Raw genomic sequence first — 17,904 nt, 5'->3', positions numbered from 1 at the left:
TGTCAGTAACAAGAGAACCAAACGGCGCGGCGGAACCGGCTAACGTGGAAATGCGCATGACGACGCGCGACCGCCCCTTCGAACCGGTCGACTACGGGCTTTACGCGCTGACGGTCATTGCCTGGAGCGCATCGTGGTTCGCGATCGAACTTCAGGTCGGCAGCGGCGTGTCGAACGAGGTCAATCTGGTCTGGCGCTTCGCCATCGCCACGCTGCTGATGTTTGCCTGGGCGGGCTTTTCCGGTCGGCGGCTCCGCTTTCCGATCACCGATCATTTGCGCTTTGCTGTGCTCGGCATCCTCATCTTCTCGTCGAACTTCCTGTTTTTCTATTACGGCGCCGGCTATCTCGTCAGCGGCTTGCTCTCGGTCGTCTTCTCGCTCGCCTCGGTCATCAACATGCTGCTCGCTGCCTTGGTCGTCGGCGAGCGCCCGGCGCCGCGCATTCTCGCCGGCGGCACCATCGGCTTCGCCGGAATAGCGCTGATGTTCTTTCCCGAAATCGCCGCCAACGGGCTTTCCGGCGGCACGCTGGTGGGTCTTCTTCTGTGCCTCTGCGGCACGCTGAGCTTCTGCGCCGGCAATCTCGTCTCCGTCGCCAACCAGCGCCGCGGCCTGCCGCTCGTTTCAACGAGCGCCTGGGGCATGCTTTATGGCACTTTGTGGTCGGCGTTGCTGGCCTTCCTGCTTGGTGAGCCGTTCGTGTTCGCGACGACCGCCTCTTATATCGGCTCGCTGGTCTTCCTCGCCGTCATATCGACGGTCATGGCTTTCGCCGCCTACCTGACGCTGCTCGGACGCATTGGCGGCGCCCGCGCCGGCTATGCGACCGTCATATTTCCCGTCTTTGCGCTTTTGATCTCCACGGCGCTGGAAGGCTATGCCTGGACCGCTTACGCGGTCGCCGGGCTCGCCCTCGTCGCCGCCGGGAACGTCCTGGTCATTCGCGGGGGACGGCGCTGACGCATGGAATGCTTGCGCAATGCCGCCGCGTTCCGGTTGTGCGGGCCACGGTTCCATCGAGCTTGACTCTCCGCGTCCTCTGTCTAAGCTGCGGTCAATGGGTCAGACCAATGTACCAGGGTTGGCCCGGGAGGGAACTAAACGCACATGCCGATCCAGGCCGTTGAACCACGCCGGCTTTACCGACAGGTCGCCGATCAGCTCAGGCAGCTGATCGATGCCGGCGAGTTTTCCGTGGGCGACCGCCTGCCGACCGAGCGGGATCTGGCCGACCAGCTCGGAATTTCCCGCCCGACAGTCCGTGAAGCGCTGATAGCGCTGGAGGTCGAAGGCCGCATACGCATCCGCGTCGGCTCGGGTATCTACGTCACCGATCCGCCGAGCGCCCCCGCCTCCGAACCCGAAGTCGAGGAAGGCCCGTTCGAGCTGTTGCGCGCGCGCGAATTCGTCGAAGGCGCGATCGCCGCCGAAGCGGCCCTCCATGTCCGGCCTGCAGATATCGAACGGCTCGACGACGTGCTGCGCCGGATGGAGGCCATGCGTCACCCCAACAAGATGACCATTGCGCTCGACCGGGAATTCCACACCGCTGTCGCCGGCATTCTCGAGAACGCGGTGCTGGTGCGCTTCATCGGCGAGCTTTTCGACCAGCGCATGAACCCGTACTTCGAACGCCTGTCGATCTATTTCGAGACCAGCGATTCCTGGCAGGTCGCGGCAAAGGAACATCGTGCCGTGCGTGATGCAATTGCCGCGCGCGACCCCGAGCGGGCCAAGGCCGCCATGCAGCAGCATCTGCGCCAGTCGCAAATCAGATTCTCACGCAATTTCGATGAGAGAGCCGCAGCCAAGGAGGTTGCGGAATAGCAGTTGGCCGGGGGGAGATCCGGCCGTCAAGTTCAACCAGGGAGGAATTAGATGCTGAGAAAATACGCAGTTCTGCTCGGTGCGATCGCCGCAATTGCCATACCCATGGCGTCGGCCTCGGCGGAAACGGTCCTGAAATGGGCACATGTCTACGAGACGACGGAGCCCTTCCACACCGAATCCGTGTGGGCGGCCGACGAAATCAAGAAGCGCACCCAGGGCCGCTACGCCATCGACGTCTATCCGGCCTCGCAGCTTGGCAAGGAAGCGGACATCAACCAGGGCCTGATGCTCGGCACCGTCGACATCATCATTTCCGGATCGAGCTTCGCGGCGCGCGAATATCCACCGATCGGCGTCACCTATTTCCCATACACTTTCCGCGATGCCGACCATTTGCTGAAATACACCAAGAGCGACGTCTACAAGGCCCTGACCAAGGGCTATGAGGACAAGACCGGCAATCACATCGCCGCCACCACCTATTACGGGACGCGGCAGACCACCTCGAATCGGCCGATCGCCAAGTGCTCCGACATGCAGGGCCTGAAGATGCGGGTTCCCGACGTGCCGGCCTATCTGGCCATGCCGCGTGCCTGCGGCGCCAACACGGCGCCGATTGCCTTCGCCGAGGTGTATCTGGCCCTGCAGAACGGCACGGTCGAGGCCCAGGAGAATCCGCTGACCACCATCGAGGCGAAGAAATTCTACGAGGTGCAGAAGAACATCGTGCTCACTGGCCATATCGTCGATCATCTAAACACCATCATATCGGCGTCGCGCTGGGCCTCGCTTTCCGATGAGGACAAGAAGATCTTCACCGAGGTGATGCAGGAGGCTGCCGCCCGCGCCACGGCAAAGATCGTCGCCCGCGAAAAGGAACTGGTGCAGGTATTCAAGGACCGCGGCATCAGCGTAACCGATGTCGACCGTGCCGACTTCGAGAAGAATGTGCTGGAGAAGGTCACCTTCGAGGAGTTCGGCTACAACAAGGCCGATTGGGAAGCGATCCGCGCCATTAAGTAGGGCACCGGGAAATCAGATGCTTGATCAAGAGGATAGAGCGGCAATCGGATTTGCTGCTTTAACCTGCTCTTCGGTCCGGCTCCAAATTGCGCCGGACGGCCTTTTCAATCCTTGACGACCCACCAGCTTCGGGAGCCCGCGCCGATGGCCGAGGAACACCACATCGAGATCACCGTCGAAGAGATCGCGCACGCCTTCGAGGAGGTGCCGGTACACGTCGACCTGTCGGACCACGGCGTCGAGGACTGGATCACGCTTGCCGTTTTCTGGGGCATGGTCGTGTGTGTCTTCCTGCAGTTCTTCACCCGCTATGCGCTGAACAACAGCCTTGCCTGGACCGAGGAGATCGCCATCAACGCGCTCGTCGTCGTCGTTTTTCTGGGCGCCGCCATGTGCGTGCGCCTTTCGCGCCATATCCATGTCGACGTGCTTTACCACTATCTGCCGGAGCGCGTCGGCCGCTGGCTGGCGCTCGCCGTCGATGTTATCCGCATTGCATTCTTCGGCTACGGATCCTGGTTGATGTGGCGCTACGTCACGATCGTGGCGCATGAGCGCATGGTCACCGTCAACCTGCCGCGGCGCTGGTTCTTCTACGCCGTACTGGCCGGGTTCGTGCTGATGCTTCTGCGCTCGATCCAGGTCTTCATCGGCAATTACAGGCGCGGCTATTCGGTGCTCGAGCGTCCTGGCGCGTTCGAGACGGCGGGGGTCTGAGCGATGCTGCTTCTGGTCGGGGGCTTTCTTGTCCTGATGCTCATCGGCGTGCCGGTCGCCGTTTCGATGGCGGCCGCCTCGATCCTTTACCTCGTCATCTACGGCGTCGCGCCCGATATCATCGCGGCCCAGCGCATGATCGCCGGGGTGGAGAGCTTTCCGCTGCTCGCCGTTCCGTTCTTCATCCTGGCGGGCAACCTCATGAACATCGCCGGCGTCACCGGGCGCATCTATTCCTTCGCCCTTGCCCTGGTCGGCTGGATGAAAGGCGGCCTGGCGCAGGTCAACATCATCGGATCGGTGATCTTTTCCGGCATGTCGGGCACCGCGCTCGCCGACGCCGCCGGCATCGGCACTATCGAGATCAAGGCGATGAAGGACCACGGCTATCCTATCGACGCCGCGGTCGGGGTTACCGCCGCTTCCGCCACGCTCGGGCCGATCTTTCCGCCCTCGCTGCCCTTCGTCATCTACGGCATGATGGCCAATGTCTCGATTGGCGCGCTGTTCATGGCCGGCATCCTGCCCGGCGTGGTCATGACCGTGCTGATGATGATCACGGTCGCTATCTTCGCCTATAGGCGCGGCTGGGGCTCCGACACATCCTTCGAGCTTCGGCGGCTGGCCGAAGCGGCGGGCGAGGTGCTGGTGGTGGCTGCCTTTCCGATTGGCTGCTATGTGCTGGTGCAGCTTGGCCTGTCGATCAATATCGCGGTCGGCATAGCGCTGCTGGTGCTGATCGTGGCGGACTGGTATTTCGATTTCTCCGCGGTCATGGCGCTGATGACGCCGGTTATCCTGATCGGCGGCATGACGATGGGCTGGTTCACGCCGACCGAGGCGGCGATGGCGGCTGTGATCTGGTCGCTTTTCCTCGGGTTGGTGCGCTACCGCACGATGACGCTGCGTTTGCTTGCCAAGGCCAGCTTTGACACGATCGAGACGACCGCTTCGGTGCTCTTCATCGTCACCGCCGCATCGATCTTCGCCTGGCTGCTCACCGTCAGCCAGGCAGCACAGCTGTTCTCGAACTTCATTTTCGCGCTCACCGAAAACAAGTGGGTCTTCCTGATCCTGGTCAACATCCTGATGCTGGTGGTCGGCTGCTTCCTCGATACGATCGCCGCGATCACGATTCTGGTGCCGATCCTGCTGCCGGTCGCCGCCGTCTACGGCATCAACCCTGTGCATTTCGGGCTGATCATGACGCTCAACCTGATGATCGGGCTTTTGCACCCGCCGCTCGGCATGGTGCTCTTTGTGTTGTCGCGCGTCGCCAAGCTCTCGGTTGAGCGCACCACCATGGCGATCCTGCCGTGGCTGGTGCCGCTTGTCGTGGCGCTGCTTCTGATCACCTTCATACCCGCCATCACGCTTTGGCTGCCGACCGAGATGGGCTTGATCCGGTGAGTGGTCAGGTGATTGCCGCGACGCTGTTCGGCCCGCAGGACCTGCGCGTCGTGGAGCGTCCGCTTGAACCGCTGGCACCAGGCATGGTGCGGGTGCGCTTTGGGGCAGGGGGCATCTGCGGCTCCGACCTGCATTATTTCCGCCATGCCCGTACCGGCGACTTCGTCGTCACTTCGCCGCTTGTCCTCGGCCACGAAATCTCAGGCGAAATCGTCGAGATCAACGGCGCCGCGCCCGGCCTCGGCATCGGCGACCATGTCGCGGTCAATCCGTCGCGCTGGTGCGGGCGTTGCGCGCGATGCCTGGAAGGCCGCGCCAATCTCTGCGAGAACATCTATTTCATGGGCTCGGCATCGAAGACGCCGCATATGCAGGGCGGATTCGCCAGCCTGTTCGACGCCACGCCCGCGCAATGTTTCAAGGTTCCATCTGACGTGGCCTACCAGGCGGCCGCACTTGCCGAGCCGTTGGCGGTGAGCCTGCACGCCGTCGCGCGGGTGGGCGACGTCAGGGGCCGCAACGTCGTCCTGTTCGGTGCCGGCCCCATCGGTCTCTTGACCATGCTCGCGGCCAGGCTTGCCGGCTGCGCTGAACTGACCGTCGTCGATATCGCCGCCGCGCCGCTCGCCTTCGCCCGCCGGCTTGGCGCCGACAGGACGATCGACCTTTCCGGCGGCGACGCCGAACTCCAGGCGCTTGCTGCCGGGGATTCGCTTGATGTCGCGTTCGAGATTTCAGGCACTGCCGCCGGCCTTGCCGCGGCGATCGCCAGTGTCCGGCGCGGCGGCACGGTGGTCCAGGTCGGCAATCTTCCCGGTGGCCAGATCCCGCTGCCTGCCAATGCAGTGATGGCCAAGGAGATCGACCTCAAAGGCACATTCCGCTTCGGCACGGAGTTCGGCCGGGCGGTCGATCTCATCGTGTCGGGGGAGGTGGACGTCCTGAAGCTGATGACAGCGGAGCGCACGCTTTCTTGCGCCCCAGACGCGTTCCGACTTGCCGCCGACCGTTCACAGAGTGTCAAGGTCGTGCTGACCGCGGACTGAATCGTGGTTTTGCCAGATCGTTAGCAGCCATAACTCATTGCGAACGGACGAAACTCAGAACGGGCTCGACGTATATGCTCCCACCCAGGTCTCCGGTTAAACTCGGGAGCAATACCCGGCAGCTTGCTGTCAAAATTGTTGGCAGCAAATCCGCTCGCGCTTAAAGCCCTTCGTCACGAGATTTCGTTCAGTTCGGCCATTCCTCGTCCTGCCAATCGCGCGCTGCGTGGATCACCCGCAAAATTGAAATGCTTTCTCGGGCGCCCTTGGCGGTCACGGCATAAGCGATGATGTAGGGCAGGCGGCTCAAAGGCTTTTCATAGGTGCCGGATACACGGCCGGGTCGCCCGGTTGCCATTTCCCCAAGCGCGGCCCCTGCGTCCAGAATCCGGTCTGCTACCAGGCGCGCAGCGCGCGGATTATCCTGCGAGATATAGGCGATCTGTTCCTTGATGTCGTCCAGCTCACCGCGAGACCACTGAACGGCTCGCGTCACACCTTGCGGCCCGTGCCGGCATCAATCGCGGCATAAATTTCTGCCATAGCCTTATCATGAGACACGATGCGCCCAGCTTCGACATCAGCAAGGCCGGGCTTGATACCTTCAATGATTTCAAGCTCGCGATCGACATACGCTGCGACGGCTTCACCTGCGAGGAACGACTTGCTACGCCGGGTGTCGGTTGCGATCCGGTCGAGCTTTCCTTTACATCGGGACTGACGCGAATTGTCATAGTGGTGCTAGCGGCCATAGCGGTGTCCTGTGTTGATCTGTGTACACCTTAGCACAGAGCGCCGCTGATCCATTATCCCCTGACGGCCGAGCCGACGATCGAATCCACAAAGAAGCGCTGCAGCAAGACGAAGAGCACCAGTGGCGGGAGCACGGCAAGCGTCGCGCCAGCCATCACCAGTCCCGTGTTTAGAGCGCCTCTGTTGTAGCTGAGCAGGCGACTAAGGCTGATGACGATCGGATATTCGTGTGCCTTGCCCTGTAGAACGGTCAGCGGCCAGAGATAGCTATTCCAGTGATAGACGAAGGCAAACAGCGCCAGTGCCGCGATTGCCGGCGCCAGACTGAATCGAGGATGCGCAAAGTCCCTGTTTCTTGCGAGGCAATCGGCGCTTCACTGTGCAGGTACAAATAGAATGTGCGATCGTGCTGGCTTCCCAGCATCAGGATAGAGCATACGCCTGTAACCTTCATAGCCCGATGCCGCGCTTCTTTCCCAGGTTCCAATCCACGCCCCCCATATCCGAGCACACGACCCCGATGACTTGATTACCCAATCGCTTTTCGAGCGACGGCGACCAGGGCACGAGCTTGAATTCAAGTCCATTGTCGATCATCGCGAGCCGGCCTGAAGCCAGCGAGAAACGCCGCCGGTAAATCCCAGCCACATGATCGCCGTTGGCAGCCTTCGTGAACGAGAGGCCCGTCTGGGCGGCGAGGCGGGCACCGAGCGATTCCACCTCATGATCGTGTAAAGTATCGATCAGATTGCGCACAAGAATGACGCGCTGTCCCTCGCGCCTGGCCAGATCGCGGCTGACAAGGTGGTCGACCCGATCTTGCAGTGCCTGTCTTACGTCCCTACCAAAGCCGCCGTCACCGAATTCGGCAGGCTCGCGTGCAACGAGTTGGCGATCGAGCCAAGTCGCGCCGGAAGCATGGACCTGCTGTTCGATTGACAGGTCGGAGCGGACCGCGAGGGTGACCCGGCCACCGCCATTTGCACTCGCATCGCGGCACAACTCCACGACCGAGCCCGGGTCGGAGTCTCCGGCCGCATCAGGGTCATGGAAGCGAATGTGGTGCGTGCGTCCATCAATGCCATCGACGATGGCATAGGCCGCGCCGCGCCGTTCGTCATAAAGGCCGCGTTCGAGCAGTCGGCCGATCACGGGCGCATCAATCTTTTCGGCGGCTAGCACATAGTCGGCCGTCCCTTTTTCTAGCCCATGCACAGTGAGGCTGCGGTGCATGCGCTTGATGATGTCGCCGCGTTCACCGAGGGCGCGCAAAGTGGGCTCGGCCTCTTCGACCACTATCCACTGGCCGGGACGGATCTCGTTCGCGAGGCCCAGGCTTTCCAGTTGCCGCAGCCGGCCGACTTTGAGCCCCAGGAACTCGTCGGGCCGGCGATCAGGGTGTGGCGCGAGATCAATGATACCATGACGGTCGGCGTCACGAACAAGCTGGCGATCGAGCTGCGTCCAGCGCTCAGTGTCGACCTGGTGCTCGATGGCCCGGCGGATGTCGAGGTCCGTGCGGAGCCCAAGCGTCTGGGTGAGAATGTCGCTCGCGCGATCGCGCATGCCCTGGCGGATGTAGTCCCGCGAGATGACAAGGCTCTCGCCATCGTCGGCAACGCCGCGAACGAGGATGTGAACGTGCGGATGTTCGGTGTTCCAGTGATCGACGGCTATCCAGTCGAGCCTCGTGCCGAGGTCGCGCGCCATGTCGGCCATCAGGTCACAAGCGAAGTTCTTGAGGTCGCCGAGCTCCATTGCATCGTCCGGCGAAACGATGAAACGGAAGTGATGCCGATCATCCTTGCAGCGGTCGCAGAAGGCGTCATGGTCTGCATCTTTAGTGTCGGGACCGAACATCCTCGCCTTCTCACCATCACGTGTAACACCTTCGCGGCGAAGATATTTGAGATGGGTAGCGAGTGGCCCAGACCCTCTGAACTGCCGTACCACACGGGTCTTGACGACGGCGCCGCGTGACCGGTCAGAGATGAGGCGACTGGCGCGGATGCTCGCTGACCTGCCGCGGCCAAACGTTGAAGCTCGCGGGGAGGTGATCCGACCCTCGCGTGTAAGGTGACCGCCGGCGCGCTGTGTGGCCGCAAGAGCCTGGAAGATGAAGGGTCGTGCGCGCTGGCCGGCGCGGGAGCGGATGCGACCAGGGCGGACGCGAAAGCTATGGTCACGCTTCATGCTAGACGGCCACGAGGTGCGGTTTCCATTGAAACACTGAAAAATTGGGAATAGCGCACATCGCTGATTGTGCCAGCACATTGCGAAATGAGACGAAAATTGTAAGGAAAACAATCGGCCGAACCGAGCCGCACCTCGCGGCCCTTTATCCTGCCAATCTCTCTGTTCTCATCCACAGCCAACCCTTCCGCCGGAATTTCCGCGACGGAACAGGCCGGAATGCAATTGAGGAGGAACGTGGCGATCATTGCGATATGGCTAAAGAGGGCTGAGCGAATAGGCCGGAACCAGCGTGGTTCGATTGGAAATCGGTTTCACCCGGCTGTGGCTCGATCGCGGTCAGGTCCGCAACAGGATTGCCCATTGGCGACCGCATTGCAGACGAATGAATCGCCGCAAAGATCGTCTCGGCATAACCATTGCCATCCGATGCAGCGGCGTTCCGAATGTCATGGGGATGCGGAAAGATCGTTGCACGGAGTGAGCTGGCTCTGCCCCTTCCGTGCCGCGCGCGCCGCGGAGTGAGAACTGCACCATCGAGCAGCGGCGCAAGTTTCCTGACGTAGTCGACCGTCTCGCGTGGCAGCGGACGGCCGGTTAAGAGATGTTCCGTGTACCGACCAGGACCGGCATTGTAAGCGGCAAGAAAGCCGCTGCGCCCGAAGCTGTCGAGCATTTCGCGAAGATATGCTGCACCTGCAAGAATGTTGTCACGCGGTTGATACGGATCGTCACCGAGACGGTATTTGATGCGCAGTTCTTGCCACGTCGCCGGCATGATCTGCATCAAGCCCATTGCGCCCTTGCTTGAAAGCGCACGAACATCGCCGACGCTCTCAACATGCATGACGCCGCGCAGCAACTGCTCTGGAATGGCGAAGCGTTTTGACGCTTCCCGGATATGCCGCGACCACGGGCCAGCCGACAAGATCGTCGACTCGGAGTGCGCCGGCCGTTCACCAGCAGAGGAAGCCGCTGCACCAGTTTCGGGCGCCACGAAGCCGAGCATCACACATGCGGCAAACGTCGTCATGCCTCTGTGGGCTGCGTCCCGCAGACCGCAGAACCGATGCGCCGCCAGCCTGCGACGGTGTTCGCTTCCGTTAAGGGCAGGGGCTCGCCAATCGAACCGGCTTTGCCAAAATTGTGATGAAATCGGCGTCCGCAGCCACAAGCAAGTGTCCGGCCCCCTCTGGGCTGCCTCGCGGGCGGTCGGGTCGAAGGGTTTGACCGGCGCGCAATGGATCAAAAGGGTTGGCGAGAAAGATTCGTCGAAGGGCTCCAGAAGCATCTGTTCAGCCTCGCCCGTCGCGCTTCGATGATCGGTTCCAGTGCAGGCTCCAGACGCTGTTCTCTGCATCGGACCGAAACAGCTTGGCGCGGATCGGCTGCGTAAAGGACGGGTCGTCAATTGAGACGGAGAGGTAATCCCCAGCCTTGTCTCCGGCGCGGTCCCAAGCCGCACCGACCGCCATCCCTTCGCAATAGATCAGATGGTCGGGCGCGTTTTCGGTTTTGGATTTCTCGGCAGGCAGGATGGCAATCTTCGCCTCGATTGTTAGCGTGGAGAGATTGCCGAAGAAGCCGTCATCATTGCGCGTGAAGGTTCCGATCTGGGTCATTGCAGTGCTCCTTTCTGAGTGTTAGTGCGCGTCGAGCCGAGCCCTCACGGCTCGCTAGCGAGGGGATCGTTGGTGATATCCAGTACCGGAGTGGTGCGCTCCGTGGTCCAGACTGGAACCGCGCGGCCAACTATCGATGAGAGCGGGAGCGGGCCGAAATAGCGGCTGTCAAAACTGTCGGCTGCACCCGGGTTCATAAGGAAGACGTCGGCCTCGGCAACGTCGCGGCAGCCCTGCCAGATGGGCAGGGATCGACCACGACTGTCACGCTCGCGCGCATGTCCATACGTCTTGCCGTTGACAATGATCATTGTGCCTTGGCGACAGACGGTTGCGCCCCCGAGTGCCAAAACATGCTTGAGGAGCGGCACATTTTTCGGCAGATAGCCGCGTCTTGCCATGAAGGCCGCCAATGGCTCGGGCGGCATGATGACGGCGATATTGGCAATACCGATTTTGTCGGCCGGCTGGACGCGATAGAGCCCGACGGGGATGCTCGCCGATGCGTTCCAGATGGACAGCGGCGGATGGCTAATCCATGCCGGCGCCGCGGCGAGCACTGCGCCGCCAACCATGGTGGCGATGATCTTTGTGCGTTTGCTCATGACTCGATCCCGGGGCGCAGCAGGAAAGCTTTACGACGCTTGCCGGTGTATGGACTCGGCTGCTCGCGTGCGGCTATCCGGCTGTGGACGTGCCGCCGTTGACGCGGCGACATGAAGGTCAGGATTTGCTGCTGTTTCGCCGCTACCAAGCGGCGCGGTTGCAATCTCCTGGCTTGCGCGTGGATGGTTTGCGACGCAGCCCAGACCAGGATGGCAGCGTTCCAAATCGTTCCCATGCCGTGCACACTTGCCGCCTCAACGCAGGTCGATTCTTCGCCCGCATGAGGGTGGATCGGTGTCAGGCGGCGGGATTTCACCAATAAGACGAGCTGCCGCGCCACGACGTCCCGCGTGCCGCGTGGAGGGAAGCCGGTTGAGGGGACATAAGACAGCGCAAATTGCTGCTGAACGGTCTCGCGATACTGCATTTTCGGTGCGCCACAGATCAGGAGCTGCGGTCGCGCCGGCCGACATAGGCGGGCGCGCGGGCTGCATGGGGTTTTGCCGGCGGAACATAGGTCGCGTTGGCATCGCTGGTGGAGGTGCGTGCGCCCAGCTCTATCCAGGCGTGCAGGTCGTTGATGTCGTAGAGAACGCGCCCGCCGACCTTCCGGTATTTTGGGCCGGTGCCGTAGGTCCGGTGCTTTTCGAGTGTGCGGACGCAGAGCCCGACGATGGGTGCTGCCTCCTTCGTGCGCAAATACTTTTGGGGCGCGTCCGCGGGACCCTTCGACATCGCTCGATCTCCATTCGGTTCTGCTGTCGTCCTGGCCTGCCGGGACGCGCGAAGTGGACCATGATCGAAATGAGGAAAGGCGAGGGAGGGCAAAGATTGGGGGGCGCGTTTTTGCTACCCCTTTGCTATCCCGAAGAAGGACTTCGGCGGCCGGACTTTTCGCTGCGGTTGTGGGGATAGAAGAGAAGATCGCGATAGCCGCCGGCGACTAAAAAAGCTGCACGGCGTAAGATAGCTCGGACCTTGTGGCGGAGATGATGATCACGCCAATCTCGCGGCACAATCGGCTCTTGCGAAAACAGCACCTCCGCGAGCTGACGATAGGTTGCACCCATGCGGTGACCATCATGTGCGCGCAAATTGAGGATATGCCTGGTCTTGGTCTGTTGCGGCAGCGCGCCGTAAGATGAACTTCCTGCCCGGCCGTTCAGTGCGCGCCAGAACCGGCGCGCTGCATCGAGCCGCGTCTCGAATGCAGCGTCGAGCGGCAGAAGGGTAGCGTTGAATTCACCGGCGCGGTCATCAGCGACGAGATGACTTTTCCCAATTAAGGTAGACCAAATAATGTGAAGGCCTTCGTCCTGCGGCCAAACGCTGGCTCCGGCAAGGCTGGAAGGTCGAACTGTTTGATGGGATGTAGATACCCGCATGACCCGGAGCACGCGCGGCGAGGCCTGTTCCGTCCAGATGATATTGTCAGCTTTCGGAAGTCCGGCACCGGCAGTTTTGAAATCGCGCGCCCCAACGGGCGGCGAGATCGGGCTGACCGGCAGGTTCTCCAGAACCAGCGAGTTGCGATGCAAGCTGGCTGCACTCTGCCACGAATTCGTCATTCCGGATCAGATACTCGGCAGCGAATTCCGTAGCCTGGTAGCTGCACATGTGTGCATACGCCGCCGGATCGGTCCAATCGCCTTGCACTGTTCCTGTCCTCTCCGCGTACCCGGATGTGAGGCGTCGGCGTCAACATTCCCGGCGGATAAGGAAGTTGAATAGTTGGAGAGTCGGCAAACCATTATGCCGACTCAGCAAAGTGGAGCGACGGCCGCGTCAGTGCGGAGCGCCGCCAGCGAGAAGATATCGGTAGCCGCTGGTCGTCATCCATCGCGCGCGGGCAAGATGGGTTTCCCAGGACCGGTACGCTCGTTCCGGCTCCTGCTCCGGGTCTATATGCAAGACGATCCTGGCCACCTCTCGCCAATCGGCATCTTCCGCCGCCGCGTCAAGCAGGCGAATGTAGGTGAGCAGACGCTCCTCGTCATAGCCGGTCAGGACCGAGGCATCCGGCGCAATGTCGGCGACGTCAGGATCGAGCAGCGGTTTAAGCATGGTATTTGACCATATTTCGATCGCGATCTCGAAGGAGCCGTCCTTTAGATCGAGCACCAATCATAGCGAATAGGAACGATCATTCCTAGAACGATAGTTCCCTTTCTGGTCCCTAATCCGCCATGAATCTCAAGGAGATCATGGCGGCCAACATGCGTCGCCTGCGCCATGACCAGAACGTGACGCAGGAGGAACTGGCCGCCCGCTCTGGACTGAGCATGCGTTACGTCGGATCGATCGAGCGCGCTCGGGTCTCGGCCAGCATCAGTGTTCTTGGGAGGATCGCAACTGCGCTGAATGTGGACCCATGCGAGTTGATCAGAAAATCGGCACCGTGAGTTGACGCGGGAAACACCTCGAATTTTCGATGATCGGCGAGGCGACATGCAGGAATGAAGTCTCCAGTCGCGAACACGACAGGTAGTCGCCCCAAAGTCCGACGGAGCTCGTTGGGCAGCGACTGCGCTCATCTTGCCGTGAAAAGGAGGACGGCCCCGCCCTGTTCGTCCGGGCGGAGCCTTGGTCGGGGCCTTACTCCGCGTTGCGGCGGCCGTTGGGGCGGGACCAGATAAGGCTGTAGTCTTCGCCTTGCTCATCGTTGAAGAGGTTGGCGTAGATCGGAGCAGTGAAGCTCGGATCGTCCACCTTCAGGCCGAGAAAGTCGCGGCCCTCATTGGAGCGCTTGGACCAAGCGGCGCCGATCTCGACCCGCCCGACGAAGACACGGTGACTGGGGGCGTTGTCGCCAGAGCGGTTGGCCTCGGGGACGATGCGGACGTTCTTGGCCTGGAGCGAGAGGGTGACGATTTCGCCGGTGAACTCGTTGTTGCCGGTCCTCTTAAAGCTTCCGATTATCGCCATGAGTTTTCTCCTTGAACTCTGTTTCGAGCCCGCACCATTGCGGCCTCGATAGCGATCGGCGGGCCGGAGGCGATCGACGCCGCATCGCTTGCGACCGCAGCGCCAGCGGAGGATGGCAGCCAAGTGACTTTGTTGTTTCGCGAGGAATGACGGCGCAGCCGGCAGGGGAAGAAAGTCGATCGGCGCCATTGCGGCTTAGGCGATCGAGGCGCAGCCGACCTTCGGCCAGATCAGCCCATTAAGAGGCCGTTTGGAGCGGCCCACCAGATAGAGACATCAACGGAGAACCTGGCGATACCGTCGCTGGCGAAATCCCGGCTACGACGATCACCGGCGTCGATGCTCCTCTGTACAGGCATCGCGAAGCCGCAAGCTGTTGTCGGAAACGCGCATAAGACACGCACGTGACGGTTCAAGTCACGGCTGACGTGCACCACCGGATATGCGCTATCTTTGGAGCGAGACGGCACGCCGTTGTGGATTCGAACTGTGCGTCGCGCGATGCCGTGTCAGCGACGATCCTAACAATGCGATGGCCGAAAAAAGCATCCTGCCCACGCCGGTTGTTCGGTGAGTTCGCCTAGATCCAGGCCCTGTTCGGTTGAACGGGCGTCGTTATTCGCAGCTGTGATGCCAGCTGCGACGCAGCTGAACGTTGACGGCAAGCGTGACGGCGTCGCGCGCCTTTGCTAGGGCGCGGACTTGAGTATCGCAAAAAGACGGGCGGCGCAGGAAGCCGGAGATCCGGCATCCCGGGCCAAGCACTCCAGCGAGCTGCAAATACAGTACCCGCTGCCCGATCGCGGCCGTATCGTACAATCGAAAAAAGGGTAGCGGCGGGCAGCGCTTACGCGCCGCCTCCCTTGGGGCGGAAGTCGAGGACTGGGATGCCGAGCTTCTTTGCCTTGTCTGCAAGATTGTCCTGAATTCCGGTCCCGGGAAAGACGATGACGCCTATCGGCAGCGCCTCCAGCATTGCATCATTGCGCTTGAACGGGGCGGCTTTGGCATGCTTTGTCCATTCAGGGGCAAAGCCGATTTGGGGTACCTTGCGATGGTCTGCCCAACAGGCGGCGATCTTTTCGCCACCCTTCGGCGATTTCCCGTGCATCAATACCATGTCGGGATGCCTGGCGTGGACCTGGTCGAGCTTGGCCCAGATCAGCTGGTGGTCATTGAAGTCGAGCCCAGCGGTGAAGGCGATTTTCGGGCCAGGTGGCAGAAGGACTTCCTGCGAGGCGCGTTTCTTGGCGCTGAGAAAATCGCGGCTGTCGATCAGCGCAGAGGTCATGTTGCGATGGTTGACCATCGATCCGCTGCGCGGTCGCCAACTCGATCCGGTGTGGCGCTCGTAGTGCTCCGCGGCCTGATCACGCATCAGTTCGAAGGCGCTTTGGCGTTCGATCAGCGTCTGCCCTTCGGCCGTCAGGCGTTCCAGCTCGACGGATTTCACTTCGCTGCCGTCCTGCTCACGCTGGCTGCGGCGTTGCGCCTGCTCGTTGTGATCGAGTTCGCGCTCGATCCGATCTGCGGCGCGGTGAAAGATGTTGACGGTCGACCACAGAAGATCGTCGAGATCGGGCTCGAGGCGAGTGTCTTGCAGTGCCACGATGAGGGCGTCGAAGATGTCGGCCATCGCGCCGGCGACGCAGTGGCCCTCTGGAAGCGGTCGAGGATCAGGCTCATCCACGAAGGGACGGTAGCCATAGAGCTGGAGTTCGGTGAGGACGTGGTCGATGGGTGAAGACGAGTGCTGTGGTTCGTAGTCGTCATGCTCGCTCATTGGATGCTCCGCCGGTTGGACCGCGACCCTCGCGGCCTTCATGGCGACGGAAGCCGGCGGACGGGACGGACCTGCACCCGCAGCGAAGCGAAGGGCCGGAGTGTCAGCGGAGGAGGGTGGAGGCCGGCTATTTTGCTTCGCGATGGAAAGCGCTCCCTTGGGGAGCGCGCCGGAAAATAGTCGGCCGGAGACATTGCGGGGCCGAGTCGTTTGCTGGCCGATCGCCCTCTCGAAGGCCCGCAGGCGCGGTTCTCTCCGACTTCAGGAGCATCCAAGTGATGATGGCGACAGCGGACAGGCTGTTCGTTCCGAGTTATCCCGCCACTGCCATGAAACGGGCGATGTCCTGCGGGGCGAGCTGAACACGGACTGCTGCTCGAACGGCATCCAAGCCTAGCGTACAGAGATCTTCGTTGAGGTCCCCAAGTGCCGGCGAGAGCACGACCGGCTCGATCCCGGCAGCATTCGCTCTTTCGATCAAGGTGTCACGCGCGCCGTTACCGGCTGGATCGGCGTCGCGCACGATGTAGAGCCGTCTCAGTGTGAGGGGGAACAGCATGGCAGCAAGATGGGCGGCCGAGAGTGCCGCTGCCATGGCCATATCGGGCAGGATGCACCGAAGCGACAAGACGGTCTCGATGCCTTCGCCGCCCGCCATGACGTCGCCCGGTAGGCCAAAGCGAACCGCGTGACCGAGAAGATCGCCCATCGCGCGCCTCGGCGTACTGACCGGTGCCTTGCCCCTGCCGGAAGGATCAAGCCATGTGCGATGTACGCCAGTCAAATGGCCGTCGAGATCGGTAACGGAAGCGATCATCGCCGGCCAGGTCTCAGTCGGCGCTTGTTCGTCGGGCCGGTAGTAGCAGCGCGGGTGAAAACGCAGGCTTCCGGTCCCGTGCAAAGCGGCAATACTGCGGTTGTGCAGATACGCCTCTACGACCGTACCCGCAATCGGCTGCGACATCGCAAACAGCCGACGCGCTTTCTCCGACATTTCCGACGGCGCGGCCAGCAACTTCGACCGCATTGATGTCTGCTCTGGTCCGGGATGCGGTAGGCCGAGAAACGTTATTGCCTCATGGGCAACGTCCCTGAAGTCGCTCAAACCGCGGCTTTCGCGGATGATATCGAGAAGATCGCCATGCTCCCCGGTCGCCGCGTCAGTCCATTTGCCGGCTGCGCCCTTTCCGCTCTGCGAGCCGACGAGCCGCACGAACATAGAGCGACCCGGCGTGTTTCGGACATCGCCAACAAGCCAGTAGCGTCCCTCGCGATGTCCGTTCGAAAGATAGTGGCGACAAACCGCTTCGGCCTGTCGGCCCAGGCGGTGGGCCAGTTCGGACGCGTCGCGTCGAGGCATCATGCATCCTCCCGCGAGTCGATGCGCTGATAGCGCTCCAGCACCTTGCCCAGAATTGCGGGTTCGGGCGCCTGTGGCTCAGTGGGACTGGCCGACCCTGCGCGAATCTCGACGGCAAGGCGCTCGATGCAACCACTGGTCGTCTTGCGCACGAGGAGGTGCGAGTGGGTCGTCACTTCGGCTACGAGGTCAGGTAGGTCCTCGATCCAGATGTCAGCCTTGACGCGGACCTGGGACATGGAGAACTCCACGTTCTTGAAGGCAATGTCTCGCGAGGACAGAAGGGTAATTTTCTGAGGGGTAGTCGCCATCGGGATGTACTCCGAGACGGGCAGTCGAGAGCCTCTCTCTCGACCTTCAAACTCGTCATGGAGATCCCGGCACTCCTCGTCCTCTTGTGCTTGGCAGCCAACCGAGGTTGTTGCGGGGTAGCAACTCAGTGACGGCGTTCCTGTTTACAAACGCGGCTGCAACATACAAACGTGCAGCAGTAGCGATTAAGGACCACAGCGCGGCGATGAACGACGAGCGGGCCGGTCGCCCCATTGGAAGTATCTGCGTTCTTCATCACGCCTTCGGCGCTGTGGCGTGCGACACCGAGGGCATGCGGCTGAGTTCGAGAGCGAACAGAGCG

22 protein-coding genes and 1 pseudogene are annotated in these 17,904 nt (G+C 61.7%); 7 read left to right on the top strand and 16 right to left on the bottom strand.

Annotated features, from left to right (window positions below; translation table 11 throughout):
• Positions 1 to 56: 56 nt before the first annotated feature.
• From NKI72_RS01760 to NKI72_RS01735, 6 genes are all read left to right on the top strand, one after another.
• A complete protein-coding gene (locus NKI72_RS01760) occupies positions 57 to 962 on the top strand; it encodes a DMT family transporter (protein ID WP_352612538.1) in 906 nt (301 codons plus the stop codon).
• Positions 963 to 1,109: 147 nt separating this feature from the next.
• The gene (locus NKI72_RS01755; RefSeq protein WP_352612540.1) at positions 1,110 to 1,829 is read left to right on the top strand and encodes a FadR/GntR family transcriptional regulator; all 720 of its coding nucleotides are present in this window, start codon (positions 1,110 to 1,112) and stop codon (positions 1,827 to 1,829) included.
• Between the two features lie 51 nt (positions 1,830 to 1,880).
• Positions 1,881 to 2,855: a sialic acid TRAP transporter substrate-binding protein SiaP gene (locus tag NKI72_RS01750; RefSeq protein WP_023717039.1), complete on the top strand. Its 975-nt coding sequence runs from the start codon at positions 1,881 to 1,883 to the stop codon at positions 2,853 to 2,855.
• Between the two features lie 144 nt (positions 2,856 to 2,999).
• Positions 3,000 to 3,572 (top strand): TRAP transporter small permease, encoded by a 573-nt coding sequence (locus NKI72_RS01745; protein WP_352612542.1) that lies wholly within the window; start codon positions 3,000 to 3,002, stop codon positions 3,570 to 3,572.
• 3 nt (positions 3,573 to 3,575) lie between these two features.
• Positions 3,576 to 4,982: a TRAP transporter large permease gene (locus tag NKI72_RS01740; RefSeq protein ID WP_352612543.1), complete on the top strand. Its 1,407-nt coding sequence runs from the start codon at positions 3,576 to 3,578 to the stop codon at positions 4,980 to 4,982.
• Positions 4,979 to 6,028 carry an L-idonate 5-dehydrogenase gene (locus tag NKI72_RS01735; RefSeq protein WP_352612545.1) on the top strand — a complete coding sequence of 350 codons (1,050 nt, stop codon included), beginning with the start codon at positions 4,979 to 4,981 and terminating at the stop codon, positions 6,026 to 6,028. The genes NKI72_RS01740 and NKI72_RS01735 overlap by 4 nt, the downstream gene beginning before the upstream one ends.
• A 187-nt stretch (positions 6,029 to 6,215) precedes the next feature.
• Here NKI72_RS01735 and NKI72_RS01730 read toward each other — a convergent pair whose 3' ends face one another.
• The 12 genes and pseudogenes from NKI72_RS01730 to NKI72_RS01675 form a co-directional block, all read right to left on the bottom strand.
• Complete coding sequence (locus NKI72_RS01730) at positions 6,216 to 6,524, bottom strand: type II toxin-antitoxin system RelE/ParE family toxin (RefSeq protein ID WP_352849832.1); 309 nt, start codon at positions 6,522 to 6,524, stop codon at positions 6,216 to 6,218.
• A pseudogene (locus NKI72_RS01725) lies at positions 6,521 to 6,780 on the bottom strand (CopG family ribbon-helix-helix protein). The gene NKI72_RS01730 and the pseudogene NKI72_RS01725 overlap by 4 nt, the downstream one beginning before the upstream one ends.
• A 451-nt stretch (positions 6,781 to 7,231) precedes the next feature.
• Positions 7,232 to 8,974 carry a relaxase/mobilization nuclease domain-containing protein gene (locus NKI72_RS01720; RefSeq protein WP_352612549.1) on the bottom strand — a complete coding sequence of 581 codons (1,743 nt, stop codon included), beginning with the start codon at positions 8,972 to 8,974 and terminating at the stop codon, positions 7,232 to 7,234.
• Positions 8,971 to 9,222, bottom strand: a complete 252-nt coding sequence (locus NKI72_RS01715; RefSeq protein ID WP_352470551.1) for a hypothetical protein — start codon at positions 9,220 to 9,222, stop codon at positions 8,971 to 8,973. Before NKI72_RS01715 ends, NKI72_RS01720 begins: the two co-directional genes overlap by 4 nt.
• Complete coding sequence (locus NKI72_RS01710) at positions 9,219 to 10,265, bottom strand: lytic transglycosylase domain-containing protein (RefSeq protein WP_352502579.1); 1,047 nt, start codon at positions 10,263 to 10,265, stop codon at positions 9,219 to 9,221. Before NKI72_RS01710 ends, NKI72_RS01715 begins: the two co-directional genes overlap by 4 nt.
• A 4-nt stretch (positions 10,266 to 10,269) precedes the next feature.
• Positions 10,270 to 10,596, bottom strand: a complete 327-nt coding sequence (locus tag NKI72_RS01705; RefSeq protein WP_023674284.1) for a DUF736 domain-containing protein — start codon at positions 10,594 to 10,596, stop codon at positions 10,270 to 10,272.
• Positions 10,597 to 10,640: 44 nt separating this feature from the next.
• Positions 10,641 to 11,201 carry a S26 family signal peptidase gene (locus NKI72_RS01700; RefSeq protein WP_352470548.1) on the bottom strand — a complete coding sequence of 187 codons (561 nt, stop codon included), beginning with the start codon at positions 11,199 to 11,201 and terminating at the stop codon, positions 10,641 to 10,643.
• On the bottom strand, positions 11,198 to 11,629 hold the full coding sequence (locus tag NKI72_RS01695) for a replication initiator protein A (protein ID WP_352470547.1): 432 nt from the start codon (positions 11,627 to 11,629) through the stop codon (positions 11,198 to 11,200). Before NKI72_RS01695 ends, NKI72_RS01700 begins: the two co-directional genes overlap by 4 nt.
• Before the next feature lie 17 nt (positions 11,630 to 11,646).
• Positions 11,647 to 11,937: a helix-turn-helix transcriptional regulator gene (locus tag NKI72_RS01690; RefSeq protein ID WP_352502580.1), complete on the bottom strand. Its 291-nt coding sequence runs from the start codon at positions 11,935 to 11,937 to the stop codon at positions 11,647 to 11,649.
• Positions 11,938 to 12,062: 125 nt separating this feature from the next.
• Entirely contained in the window at positions 12,063 to 12,587 is a 525-nt protein-coding gene (locus tag NKI72_RS01685; protein ID WP_352470697.1) for a DUF2285 domain-containing protein, read from the bottom strand.
• A gap of 46 nt (positions 12,588 to 12,633) precedes the next feature.
• Positions 12,634 to 12,819 (bottom strand): transcriptional regulator domain-containing protein, encoded by a 186-nt coding sequence (locus NKI72_RS01680; RefSeq protein WP_352452199.1) that lies wholly within the window; start codon positions 12,817 to 12,819, stop codon positions 12,634 to 12,636.
• A gap of 168 nt (positions 12,820 to 12,987) precedes the next feature.
• Positions 12,988 to 13,266 carry a DNA -binding domain-containing protein gene (locus NKI72_RS01675; RefSeq protein ID WP_352612552.1) on the bottom strand — a complete coding sequence of 93 codons (279 nt, stop codon included), beginning with the start codon at positions 13,264 to 13,266 and terminating at the stop codon, positions 12,988 to 12,990.
• Positions 13,267 to 13,388: 122 nt separating this feature from the next.
• Between NKI72_RS01675 and NKI72_RS01670 the strand changes: the two genes are divergently transcribed.
• Positions 13,389 to 13,604: a helix-turn-helix domain-containing protein gene (locus NKI72_RS01670; protein ID WP_023674290.1), complete on the top strand. Its 216-nt coding sequence runs from the start codon at positions 13,389 to 13,391 to the stop codon at positions 13,602 to 13,604.
• A 193-nt stretch (positions 13,605 to 13,797) separates the two neighbouring features.
• On the opposite strand, the gene NKI72_RS01665 is transcribed toward NKI72_RS01670, so the two are convergent.
• The 4 genes from NKI72_RS01665 to NKI72_RS01650 form a co-directional block, all read right to left on the bottom strand.
• Positions 13,798 to 14,127, bottom strand: coding sequence for a DUF736 domain-containing protein (locus tag NKI72_RS01665; protein ID WP_352502581.1), 330 nt, complete (start codon positions 14,125 to 14,127; stop codon positions 13,798 to 13,800).
• Between the two features lie 847 nt (positions 14,128 to 14,974).
• Entirely contained in the window at positions 14,975 to 15,910 is a 936-nt protein-coding gene (locus NKI72_RS01660; protein ID WP_352612554.1) for an SLOG family protein, read from the bottom strand.
• A gap of 313 nt (positions 15,911 to 16,223) precedes the next feature.
• The gene (locus tag NKI72_RS01655; RefSeq protein WP_352612732.1) at positions 16,224 to 17,270 is read right to left on the bottom strand and encodes a DUF7146 domain-containing protein; all 1,047 of its coding nucleotides are present in this window, start codon (positions 17,268 to 17,270) and stop codon (positions 16,224 to 16,226) included.
• The gene (locus tag NKI72_RS01650) at positions 17,270 to 17,581 is read right to left on the bottom strand and encodes a hypothetical protein (RefSeq protein ID WP_352502583.1); all 312 of its coding nucleotides are present in this window, start codon (positions 17,579 to 17,581) and stop codon (positions 17,270 to 17,272) included. Before NKI72_RS01650 ends, NKI72_RS01655 begins: the two co-directional genes overlap by 1 nt.
• Between the last annotated feature and the right edge of the window lie 323 nt (positions 17,582 to 17,904).

The sequence above is a fragment of the Mesorhizobium sp. M0437 genome (assembly GCF_040321335.1).
In the GTDB taxonomy this organism is placed as follows: domain Bacteria; phylum Pseudomonadota; class Alphaproteobacteria; order Rhizobiales; family Rhizobiaceae; genus Mesorhizobium.
This window is presented reverse-complemented; position numbering and strand designations above follow the sequence as displayed.

Bases quoted from the DNA above. Each gene is read 5' to 3' on its own strand.
- NKI72_RS01760 (WP_352612538.1), top strand. From the start codon at position 57: ATGACGACGCGCGACCGCCCCTTCGAACCGGTCGACTACGGGCTTTAC.
- NKI72_RS01755 (WP_352612540.1), top strand. From the start codon at position 1,110: ATGCCGATCCAGGCCGTTGAACCACGCCGGCTTTACCGACAGGTCGCC.
- NKI72_RS01750 (WP_023717039.1), top strand. From the start codon at position 1,881: ATGCTGAGAAAATACGCAGTTCTGCTCGGTGCGATCGCCGCAATTGCC.
- NKI72_RS01745 (WP_352612542.1), top strand. From the start codon at position 3,000: ATGGCCGAGGAACACCACATCGAGATCACCGTCGAAGAGATCGCGCAC.
- NKI72_RS01740 (WP_352612543.1), top strand. From the start codon at position 3,576: ATGCTGCTTCTGGTCGGGGGCTTTCTTGTCCTGATGCTCATCGGCGTG.
- NKI72_RS01720 (WP_352612549.1), bottom strand. From the start codon at position 8,974: ATGAAGCGTGACCATAGCTTTCGCGTCCGCCCTGGTCGCATCCGCTCC.
- NKI72_RS01715 (WP_352470551.1), bottom strand. From the start codon at position 9,222: ATGATCGCCACGTTCCTCCTCAATTGCATTCCGGCCTGTTCCGTCGCG.
- NKI72_RS01710 (WP_352502579.1), bottom strand. From the start codon at position 10,265: ATGCTTCTGGAGCCCTTCGACGAATCTTTCTCGCCAACCCTTTTGATC.
- NKI72_RS01705 (WP_023674284.1), bottom strand. From the start codon at position 10,596: ATGACCCAGATCGGAACCTTCACGCGCAATGATGACGGCTTCTTCGGC.
- NKI72_RS01700 (WP_352470548.1), bottom strand. From the start codon at position 11,201: ATGAGCAAACGCACAAAGATCATCGCCACCATGGTTGGCGGCGCAGTG.
- NKI72_RS01695 (WP_352470547.1), bottom strand. From the start codon at position 11,629: ATGCAGTATCGCGAGACCGTTCAGCAGCAATTTGCGCTGTCTTATGTC.
- NKI72_RS01690 (WP_352502580.1), bottom strand. From the start codon at position 11,937: ATGTCGAAGGGTCCCGCGGACGCGCCCCAAAAGTATTTGCGCACGAAG.
- NKI72_RS01685 (WP_352470697.1), bottom strand. From the start codon at position 12,587: ATGCGGGTATCTACATCCCATCAAACAGTTCGACCTTCCAGCCTTGCC.
- NKI72_RS01680 (WP_352452199.1), bottom strand. From the start codon at position 12,819: ATGTGCAGCTACCAGGCTACGGAATTCGCTGCCGAGTATCTGATCCGG.
- NKI72_RS01675 (WP_352612552.1), bottom strand. From the start codon at position 13,266: ATGCTTAAACCGCTGCTCGATCCTGACGTCGCCGACATTGCGCCGGAT.
- NKI72_RS01670 (WP_023674290.1), top strand. From the start codon at position 13,389: ATGAATCTCAAGGAGATCATGGCGGCCAACATGCGTCGCCTGCGCCAT.
- NKI72_RS01665 (WP_352502581.1), bottom strand. From the start codon at position 14,127: ATGGCGATAATCGGAAGCTTTAAGAGGACCGGCAACAACGAGTTCACC.
- NKI72_RS01660 (WP_352612554.1), bottom strand. From the start codon at position 15,910: ATGAGCGAGCATGACGACTACGAACCACAGCACTCGTCTTCACCCATC.
- NKI72_RS01655 (WP_352612732.1), bottom strand. From the start codon at position 17,270: ATGCCTCGACGCGACGCGTCCGAACTGGCCCACCGCCTGGGCCGACAG.
- NKI72_RS01650 (WP_352502583.1), bottom strand. From the start codon at position 17,581: ATGGCGACTACCCCTCAGAAAATTACCCTTCTGTCCTCGCGAGACATT.